Here is an 8,992-nt window from a genome sequence, read left to right on the forward strand (position 1 = left end):
GTCGAGATGGCGGCCGTCTACGACGCCGAGGGTGCGGACGAGCTGACGTTCCTCGACGTCACGGCGTCGTCGGGGGAGCGGGAGACGATGGTGGACGTCGTGCGCCGCACCGCCGAGCAGGTGTTCATCCCGCTCACGGTCGGCGGCGGGATCCGCACCCCCGAGGACGTGGACCGGATGCTGCGTGCGGGGGCGGACAAGATCGGCATCAACACCGCCGCCATCAGCCGCCCGGTGCTGCTGCACGAGTGCAGCCGCAGGTTCGGCGCCCAGTGCATCGTGCTCTCGGTGGACGCGCGCACCGTGCCGCGGGGCGAGAAGCCGACGCCGTCGGGATGGGAGGTCACCACCCACGGCGGGCGGCGCGGCACCGGGATCGACGCCGTCGAGTGGGCGGCCCGCGGCCAGGAGCTGGGCGTGGGCGAGATCCTGCTCAACTCGATGGACGCGGACGGCACGCAGGCCGGGTTCGACCTGAAGATGATCGAGGCCGTCCGGGCCGCCGTGGACGTCCCGGTGATCGCCTCGGGCGGCGCGGGGGCGCTCCAGCACTTCCCGCCCGCCGTCGCCGCCGGGGCGGACGCGGTGCTCGCCGCGTCGGTGTTCCACTTCGGACAGTTGCGGATCGGCGAGGTGAAGGCCGCCCTGCGCGGTGCGGGGGTGGAGGTGCGGTGACACGCGTGGCGGGGTCCGGGCTCGACCCGGCCGTGGCGGCCCGGCTCAAGCGCGACGCGGACGGCCTGGTGTGCGCCGTCGTGCAGCAGCGTGGCAGCGGCGAGGTCCTGATGGTCGCGTGGATGGACGACGAGGCGCTGCACCGCACGCTCACCACGCGCGACGCCACGTACTGGTCGCGCTCGCGCGGCGACTACTGGGTCAAGGGCGCCACGTCCGGGCACGTGCAGCACGTCCACGAGGTACGGCTGGACTGCGACGGGGACGCGCTGCTCGTCGTCGTGGACCAGAAGGGCGCGGCGTGCCACACCGGCGACCACACCTGCTTTGACGCGGACGTCCTGCTCAGTCCAGGGGCCCCGTGAGGTAGCGCTGCACGTTCGGCGCCACCGCGGCGATGACGGTGGCGTGGTCCGCCGAGGCCAGCGGCTCCAGCTTCAGGACGTAGCGCATCATCCCCAGCCCGATCATCTGCGAGCCGACGAGCGCGCCGCGCAGCTCCGGCCGGTCCGGCGCGACCGGTCCGACGATCTTCGCGGCCAGCATCCGCCCGACGAACTGCCGCATCACCTTCGCTGCCGACTCGTGCGCCGCGACGCTGCGCACCGCGGCGGCGATCGGCCGCCCGCCGGTGGCGTCCCAGATGGTGAGGAAGTTCCGGACGATCCGTTCGCCCATCTGGTCCGGCGGGCCCGGGACGACGCGGGCGGCGAGCTCGACCGGGTCGATCGGCACCTCCAGCGCCGCGACGAACAGCGCCTCCTTGCCGCCGAACCAGTGGTTGACCATCGCCGGGTCCACCCCGGCCCGGTCCGCGATGACGCGGACCGTGGCGCCGTCGTAGCCGCGCTCGGCGAACTCGACCCGCGCTGCGTCCAGGAGCTGGGTGCGCGTGTCGGTACCACCCGGCCGCCGTCCTCGCGGGCGGGCGGGCGCCGTGCCGCCCGAGGTGTTGTCGAGATCCTGCGCGCTACCCACCGCCCCATCATCCTCTGTGCGGCCGTCCGGCGGGGGCGGCGGGCCTGACAGGATGCGTGCATGTCGACAGACGCCCGTGTGCCGGCCACCGGCGCCCTCGGAGAGGACAGGCCCGGTCGCGACGAGTTCCGGGCACTCGCCGCGCAGCACCGCGTCATCCCGGTCACCCGCCGGTTGCTGGCCGACAACGAGACCCCCGTCGGCGTCTACCGCAAGCTCGCCGCGGACCGCCCCGGCACGTTCCTGCTGGAGTCCGCGGAGAACGGCCGCTCGTGGTCGCGATGGTCGTTCGTCGGGGCGCGCAGCGCCGCCGTGCTCACCGCCGTGGACGGCGACCTGGTGTGGACCGGGGAGGTGCCCGCGCAGCTGCCGACGTCGGGCGACCCGCTGGCCGCGCTGCGCACCGTCGTCGAGGAGCTGCACAGCGAGCCGCTGCCCGGGTTGCCGCCGCTCACCGGCGGCATGGTGGGCTACCTCGGCTACGACGTCGTCCGCCGCTTCGAGCGGCTCCCCGAGCTCGCCGACGACGACCTCGCCCTGCCGGAGCTCGTCATGCTCATGGCCACGGACCTCGCTGCCGTCGACCACCACGAGGGCGCCATCACGCTCATCGCCAACGCGATCAACTGGGACGCGAGCGACGAGCGCGTGGACGAGGCCTACGACGACGCGGTCGCCCGGCTGGACCGGATGACGGCGCAGCTCGCCGCGCCCGCCCCGTCCACCGTCGCGGTGTACCGGCCCACCGAGCCGGTGTTCGAGCGCCGCCGCCGCGCGCCCGAGCACCACGCGGCCGTCGAGGAGGCCAAGGAGCAGATCCGGGCGGGCGAGGCGTTCCAGGTCGTCGTGTCGCAGCGGTTCGAGGCGGAGTGCACCGCGGACCCGCTCGACGTCTACCGCGTCCTGCGCTCCACGAATCCCAGCCCGTACATGTACCTGCTGCGGCTGGCCGGCGCGGACGGCGAGGAGTTCAGCATCGTCGGGTCGAGCCCCGAGGCGCTCGTCACCGTGCGCGACGGGGTGGCGACCACCCACCCCATCGCCGGCACTCGCTGGCGCGGCGAGACCGAGGAGGAGGACGTCCTGCTCGAGAAGGAGCTGCGCACCGACGAGAAGGAGCGCGCGGAGCACGTCATGCTCGTCGATCTCGGCCGCAACGACCTCGGGCGGGTCTGCGAGGCGGGCAGCGTCAAGGTGCACAGCTTCTTCGCGGTCGAGCGCTACAGCCACGTCATGCACCTGGTCTCCACCGTCACCGGGCGGCTGCGGGCAGGCTGCAACGCCTACGACGCCGTCGTCGCCTGTTTCCCCGCCGGCACGCTCTCGGGCGCGCCGAAGCCCCGGGCGATGGAGATCATCGAGGAGCTGGAGCCGACGCGCCGCGGGCTCTACGGCGGCATCGTCGGGTACCTGGACTTCGCGGGGAACGCCGACACCGCGATCGCGATCCGCACGGCCCTGATCCGCGGCGGCGTGGCGTACGTGCAGGCCGGCGGGGGGATCGTCGCGGACTCGAACCCGGAGGCCGAGGACACCGAGTGCCTCAACAAGGCCCGGGCCGTGCTGTCGGCGGTGGCGACGGCGGCGACGCTGGGCCCGCCGGCCTGACCCCCGCGAGTTGCGCATCCCGCGGCCGCGAGTTGCGGTTCTCCCGCCCGCGAGTTGCGCATCTTGCCCCCGCGAGTTGCGGGTTTCCCGCCCGCGAGTTGCGCATTCCATCAGGTGGTGTGCGTGATCCGAGCCGGTCGAACGCGCAACTCGGGCGGATGAGATGCGCAACTCGCGGCCGCGGGATGCGGAACTCGCGGCCGCGGGATGCGCAACTCGCCCTGACGAGATGCGCAACTCGCGGGTCAGGTGCCGAACACGCCCCACCGGTCACCGGAGCGGATCACCGCCCACCGGGCGTCCGGCGAGACCGCACGCAGCTCCTCGCCGTCCGTCGCCGTCGCGGTGACGGCGCCGGTGGCCGGGTCCAGCACGCCCAGCTGCCGGCGCCCGGAGAACGCGAGCCGGCCGTTCACGACCGGCCACGGGCCCTCGTCCGCGTACGCCTCGATCTCGGATCCCGGGGTCCGCCATCGCTGCGCGCCGGTCGCCCGGTCCAGCAGCAGCACCTCACCGGGGAAGCTCCGCACCCCGACGAGCACGCCGTCGTCGAGGACCGTCGTCGTGACGAGCCCGCGGGTGGCGAGCGGCACCGTCCAGCGGGGCCTGCCGTCCGCGGGGTCGAGCAGCGACACCCCGGCGTCGCGGTTGCCCGTCGCGACGACGAGCGCGTCCGCGGCGCCGGCGAGCGCCACGGGCGGGTCCGACGGCGCCGTCCAGCGGGGGGCGCCCGTGGCTGCGTCGAACGCCTGGAGCTGCGAGTCGCCGCCCTCGCCGGGTACCGCATACGTGACGACGACGTCGCCCGCCCGTACCGGCGCGAGGCGGCGGTCGTGGGCGTCGTAGGCGACCCGCCACCGCTCGTCGCCGGTCGCGGGATCCAGCGCCCGCAGCAGCGACCGCGACCCCTCCTGCGAGGCGACGACGACCGCGGCCGGCCCGGCCTCCGCCACCGAGACCGTGCCCCCGTCGCGGCCCGCGTCCGCACACCACCGCACCTCCCCGGAGGCGACGTCGACGGCCGTGAGCGATCCCGGCGCGATCACCAGCATCGCCGCATCCGAGGCGACCAGCTCGACCTCCCCGCGCGCCGACGGACCCTCGACCTGCCAGCGGACCGCCCCGGTGGCCGCGTCGTAGGCCGCGAGGACGGTGGCCGCCGGTCCGCGGCCGAAGGGTGAGACGGCCCCGAACCGCTGCACCGTCACGACCGTGGACCCCGCGACGGCGACGGCGGCGATCTCGGGATCGCGCCGGACCAGTTCCCCGTCCCGGCGTTCGGGCAGGTCCGCCCACAGCGCCCAGCGGGGTTGCCCGGGCAGGCCGACGGCGGCGAGCCGGGCGCCGGTCTCGGCGTCGCGGAGGTCCCGGACGTCGCCGAGGTCGGGGTAGACGCCGCCGCCCGGCACGTCGGCGGCCAGGGCGCGGTCGGACGGCTCGCCCGGGCACGCCGCGGTGGCCCATACCGCGTAGCCGACGAGCCCCGCCGCAACGAGCGTCCCGGCGGCGGCGAGCGCAGCCACCGCACGTCCGCGCGGACGGGTGCCGCCGAGCGTGGGCTCCGCTGGAGGATCGGCGCGGTGATCGACCACGCGACCAGCGTGGTGGCGCCGCGACGGGCCGGCAATCCGTGTTCCTACGGACTTGCCAGACTGGGGCGGATGCCCGCCCGCCCGACTCCCGCCCGCAGGCTCGCGCTCGCGTGCGCCGCGCTGCTCGCCGCCGCGGGCGCGCTCGCCGGGTCGTCCGCGCTCGTGTGGTACGCCGCCGACGTCCCGGCGCCGGGCCGCGCGCCGGTGCAGGTGGTGGCCCGCGGTGCGGACCTCCTGCCCGGTCTGGACGCGGTGGCGTTGCTGGCGCTGGCCGGGGTGGCGGCGGTCGTCGCGCTCGGCGGACCAGCACGCCGGGTGCTCGGGGCCGTGCTGCTGCTGGCCGCGCTGTGGATCGGGACGGTGCTGGTCGCGACGGTCGCGTCGCCGCCGGACGGTGCGGCGATCGCCGCGCTGCCCACCGCGCCCGCGGGGGCCGGGGTCCCCACGGGCGTCACGGGTACCGCGGCGCCGTTGCTCGCCGCGGCGGGCGTGCTGCTGCTCGCCGCCACAGGCGCGGCGGTCGCCGTCGGCGAACCGCGGATCGCCCGCCTGGGGTCGCGGTACGGGGGCGCTCGTCGGGCGCCGGAGACCGATCCGGACCGCGCGGCGTGGGACGCGTTCGACGCCGGGCGGGACCCGACCGCCGACCCGTGATCCCGAGCGGCAGCGGCCCGAGCCCCGGCGTCGCCCACGGCCAGGTCGGTCCGGCCGCAAGCACGTCCGGCCATCTGTCTAGCATGGCCGTCAGCCCTTGTTGCGGGCTCGGGAGCGCCGGCACGGCGCCGTGTGGCGACGTGCGTGCCGGAGCGGGGAGGAGGCCACCGTGGGTCTGGGCAACGGAAGCGTCCTCGATTCCATCGTGGCGGGCGTGCGCGAGGACATGGCGGAGCGCGAGTCGAGCGTCAGCTTCGCGGAGATCAAGAAACGGTCGCTGGCCGCGCCGTCGCCGAAGGACGTGATCGCAGCGCTGCACCACCCCCCGGTGGTCGCGGTGATCGCGGAGGTCAAGCGGGCGAGCCCGTCGAAGGGGCCGCTCGCCGACATCCCGGACGCGGCGGAGCTCGCCGCGTCCTACGCGGCGGGCGGGGCCCGGATCATCAGCGTGCTCACCGAGCAGCGCCGGTTCCACGGCTCGCTCGCCGATCTGGCCGCCGTCCGGGCCGCTGTGGACGTGCCGATCCTGCGCAAGGACTTCATCGTGAGCCCCTACCAGGTGCACGAGGCGCGCGCGTACGGCGCGGACCTCGTGCTCCTGATCGTGGCGGCGCTGGAGCAGAACGTGCTGCACGCGCTGCTGGACCGGGTGGAGTCGCTGGGGATGACGGCCCTGGTCGAGGTGCACACCGAGGAGGAGGCGGACCGGGCGCTGGAGGCCGGGGCGAAGCTCATCGGGATCAACGCGCGCAACCTGCACACGCTGGAGGTGGACCGCGGCGTGTTCGGGCGGATCGCGCCGGGCCTGCCGTCGGGGGTGCTGAAGGTCGCCGAGTCGGGCGTACGCAACGCGGGCGACCTCATCACCTACGCCGGATGGGGCGCGGACGCCGTCCTCGTCGGCGAGGGCCTCGTGACCAGCGGCGATCCGCGCGCAGCGGTGAGCACGCTCGTCGCCGCGGGGTCGCACCCGTCGTGCTCGCGGGCCGTGCGATGACCGCGGTGCCGAGCGCGACCGCGAGCGAGGGCATCTCCACGCCCTCGGGGCACGAGCCGGACGAGACCGGCCACTTCGGGCGCTACGGCGGCCGGTTCGTCCCCGAGGCGCTGATCGCGGCGCTGGACGAGCTGGCGGCGTCGTACGAGAAGGCGCGCCACGACGAGGAGTTCCTCGGCGAGCTGGACCGGCTGCACCGCGACTACTCGGGCCGCCCGTCGCCGCTCACGGACGCCCCCAAGCTCGGCGAGCACGCGGGCGGGGCCCGCATCCTGCTCAAGCGCGAGGACCTCAACCACACGGGCTCGCACAAGATCAACAATGTGCTCGGTCAGGCGCTGCTCACGAAGCGGATGGGCAAGCGGCGGGTCATCGCCGAGACGGGCGCGGGCCAGCACGGCGTCGCGACGGCCACCGCGTGCGCGCTGCTCGGCCTGGAATGCGTCGTGTACATGGGCGAGGTCGACACGCGCCGCCAGGCGCTGAACGTCGCCCGCATGCGGCTGCTCGGCGCCACCGTGATCCCGGTGAGCACCGGCTCGGCCACCCTCAAGGACGCGATCAACGAGGCGCTGCGCGACTGGGTCACCAACGTCGACCACACGCACTACCTGCTGGGCACGGTCGCAGGGCCGCACCCGTTCCCGACGATGGTGCGCGACTTCCACCGGGTCATCGGCCTCGAGGCCCGCGAGCAGGTGCTGGACCGGTGCGGGCGGCTCCCGGACGTGGTCGCGGCCTGCGTGGGCGGCGGGTCGAACGCCATCGGGATCTTCCACGCCTTCCTCGACGACCCGGGCGTGCGGCTCGTCGGCTTCGAGCCGGGCGGGGACGGGGTCGAGACGGGCCGCCACGGTGCCACGCTCACCGCGGGCTCGCCGGGTGCACTGCACGGCGCCATGAGCTACCTGCTGCAGGACGAGGACGGGCAGACCTCCGAGTCCTACTCGATCTCCGCGGGCCTGGACTACCCGGGCGTCGGGCCGGAGCACGCGCTGCTCAAGGACATCGGCCGGGCGACCTACGAGCCGGTGACGGACGCCGAGGCGATGGACGCGTTCGCACTGCTCTCGCGCACCGAGGGGATCATCCCGGCGATCGAGTCCGCGCACGCGATCGCGGGTGCGCTGCGGCTGGGCCGCGAGCTGGGGCCGGAGGGGATCGTGCTGGTCAACCTCTCGGGCCGCGGCGACAAGGACGTCGACACCGCCGCGAAGTGGTTCGGCATGATCGGGCGCGACGAGAGCGCGGCCGAGGCGGACGGCACGGCGATCGCGCAGGGCCAGCGGTGAGCGTCGAGGACGTGTTCGCCCGCAGCCGGGCCGAGGGCCGCGGCGCTCTCGTCGGCTACCTGCCGGCGGGCTACCCGACGGTGGACGGCTCGGTCGAGCTGATCACGGCGATGGTCGAGGGCGGGTGCGACGTCGTCGAGGTCGGCTTCCCGTACTCGGATCCCGTCATGGACGGTCCGACGATCCAGGCGGCAGCCGATCTCGCCCTGCGCAACGGGATGCGGTTGCGGGACCTGTTCGGCGTGGTCGAGCGGGTGACCGCCGCCGGGGGTGCCGCCGTCGTCATGACCTACTTCAACCCGGTCCTGCGCTACGGGGTCGGCTCCTTCGCCCGCGATCTCGCCGCCGCAGGCGGGCACGGGCTGATCACGCCCGACCTGGTACCGGACGAGGCGGGGGAGTGGCTCGCCGCGTCGGAGGAACACGGCCTGGACCGCATCTTCCTGGTGGCGCCGTCCTCGTCGGAGGAGCGGATCGCGTCCACCGCTGCGGCGAGCCGCGGGTTCCTCTACGCCACGTCCACGATGGGCGTCACGGGCGCCCGGGACGCCGTCGCGTCCGCGGCACCCGAGCTGGTGGCCCGGGCTCGCGCACACACGACGCTGCCGATCGGCGTCGGGCTCGGGGTCCGGTCTGGCGACCAGGCCGCCGAGGTCGCGTCGTTCGCGGACGGGGTGATCGTCGGCTCGGCCTTCGTCTCCGCGGCCGAGCGGGCCGGCGCGGACGGCGTTCGGGAGCTGGCCGCCGAGCTGGCCGAAGGCGTGCGGCGGCGGGTGTCGCAGCCGGCCTGACGGGAGCCGGTTTGGAGGGGCTGGCGTGACGGGAGTCGGCTGACCGGCACCAGCGCGGCGGGAGTCGGCTTGGCGGGAGCCGGCCGGCTACCGGGTCGGGGCGGCGAGTTTCGGACCGCCCGGACCCGGGCGGGTTGCGGACCGCTCGGACCGGGCGGGTTGCGGAGCGCCGGGGCCGAGTGCTGGGCCTGGCGGGCGGGGCCCGTCACGCTCGCACACACCGCGAGGGGCTCGCACACACCGCGAGGGGCTCGCACATACCGCGAGGGGCTCGCACACACCGTGGGCGGTGTGTGCCACCGCCGCGGCGTGTGTGCCAGCGGCGGGGCGGGGCTCGGGCGGCGCCGCCGGCCGGCCACCCGGGCCGGGTCGGGGCGGGTTTCGGACCGCCCGGACCGGGGCGGG

The 8,992-nt window shown here is 75.3% G+C and carries 9 protein-coding genes; 7 read left to right on the forward strand and 2 right to left on the reverse strand.

Annotated elements, in window-relative coordinates; all coding sequences use genetic code 11:
- Together hisF and hisI are read left to right on the forward strand one after the other, a co-directional pair.
- Positions 1-675: imidazole glycerol phosphate synthase subunit HisF (hisF, locus tag AB7J25_RS28895; RefSeq protein WP_428514236.1), on the forward strand; the 675-nt coding region annotated here is incomplete at its 5' end.
- On the forward strand, positions 672-1,040 hold the full coding sequence (gene hisI / locus AB7J25_RS28900) for a phosphoribosyl-AMP cyclohydrolase (protein ID WP_428514238.1): 369 nt from the start codon (positions 672-674) through the stop codon (positions 1,038-1,040). The genes hisF and hisI, both read left to right, overlap by 4 nt.
- Here hisI and AB7J25_RS28905 read toward each other — a convergent pair.
- Complete coding sequence (locus AB7J25_RS28905; protein ID WP_428514240.1) at positions 1,021-1,653, reverse strand: TetR family transcriptional regulator; 633 nt, start codon at positions 1,651-1,653, stop codon at positions 1,021-1,023. The genes hisI and AB7J25_RS28905 overlap by 20 nt on opposite strands.
- A gap of 60 nt (positions 1,654-1,713) precedes the next feature.
- Between AB7J25_RS28905 and AB7J25_RS28910 the strand changes: the two genes are divergently transcribed.
- Entirely contained in the window at positions 1,714-3,261 is a 1,548-nt protein-coding gene (locus tag AB7J25_RS28910; protein ID WP_428514242.1) for an anthranilate synthase component I, read from the forward strand.
- Between the two features lie 245 nt (positions 3,262-3,506).
- Here AB7J25_RS28910 and AB7J25_RS28915 read toward each other — a convergent pair whose 3' ends face one another.
- Positions 3,507-4,853, reverse strand: coding sequence for a PQQ-binding-like beta-propeller repeat protein (locus AB7J25_RS28915; RefSeq protein ID WP_428514244.1), 1,347 nt, complete (start codon positions 4,851-4,853; stop codon positions 3,507-3,509).
- Positions 4,854-4,922: 69 nt separating this feature from the next.
- Here AB7J25_RS28915 and AB7J25_RS28920 point away from each other — a divergent pair, with 69 nt between their 5' ends.
- The 4 genes from AB7J25_RS28920 to trpA all read left to right on the forward strand — a co-directional run bounded on the left by AB7J25_RS28920 (position 4,923) and on the right by trpA (position 8,587).
- The gene (locus AB7J25_RS28920; RefSeq protein WP_428514246.1) at positions 4,923-5,507 is read left to right on the forward strand and encodes a Trp biosynthesis-associated membrane protein; all 585 of its coding nucleotides are present in this window, start codon (positions 4,923-4,925) and stop codon (positions 5,505-5,507) included.
- Between the two features lie 175 nt (positions 5,508-5,682).
- A complete protein-coding gene (gene trpC, locus AB7J25_RS28925; protein ID WP_428514251.1) occupies positions 5,683-6,504 on the forward strand; it encodes an indole-3-glycerol phosphate synthase TrpC in 822 nt (273 codons plus the stop codon).
- Positions 6,505-6,509: 5 nt separating this feature from the next.
- Positions 6,510-7,796 (forward strand): tryptophan synthase subunit beta, encoded by a 1,287-nt coding sequence (gene trpB, locus AB7J25_RS28930; protein ID WP_428514247.1) that lies wholly within the window; start codon positions 6,510-6,512, stop codon positions 7,794-7,796.
- Positions 7,793-8,587, forward strand: coding sequence for a tryptophan synthase subunit alpha (gene trpA / locus AB7J25_RS28935; RefSeq protein WP_428514249.1), 795 nt, complete (start codon positions 7,793-7,795; stop codon positions 8,585-8,587). Before trpB ends, trpA begins: the two co-directional genes overlap by 4 nt.
- Positions 8,588-8,992: the final 405 nt, after the last annotated feature.

The sequence above is a fragment of the Pseudonocardia sp. genome, assembly GCF_050246655.1.
In the GTDB taxonomy this organism is placed as follows: Bacteria; Actinomycetota; Actinomycetes; order Mycobacteriales; family Pseudonocardiaceae; genus Pseudonocardia.

What these genes read in the sequence shown, in the direction of transcription:
- AB7J25_RS28920 (WP_428514246.1), top strand. Translation starts at nt 4,923, where the DNA reads ATGCCCGCCCGCCCGACTCCCGCCCGCAGGCTCGCGCTCGCGTGCGCC.
- AB7J25_RS28910 (WP_428514242.1), top strand. Translation starts at nt 1,714, where the DNA reads ATGTCGACAGACGCCCGTGTGCCGGCCACCGGCGCCCTCGGAGAGGAC.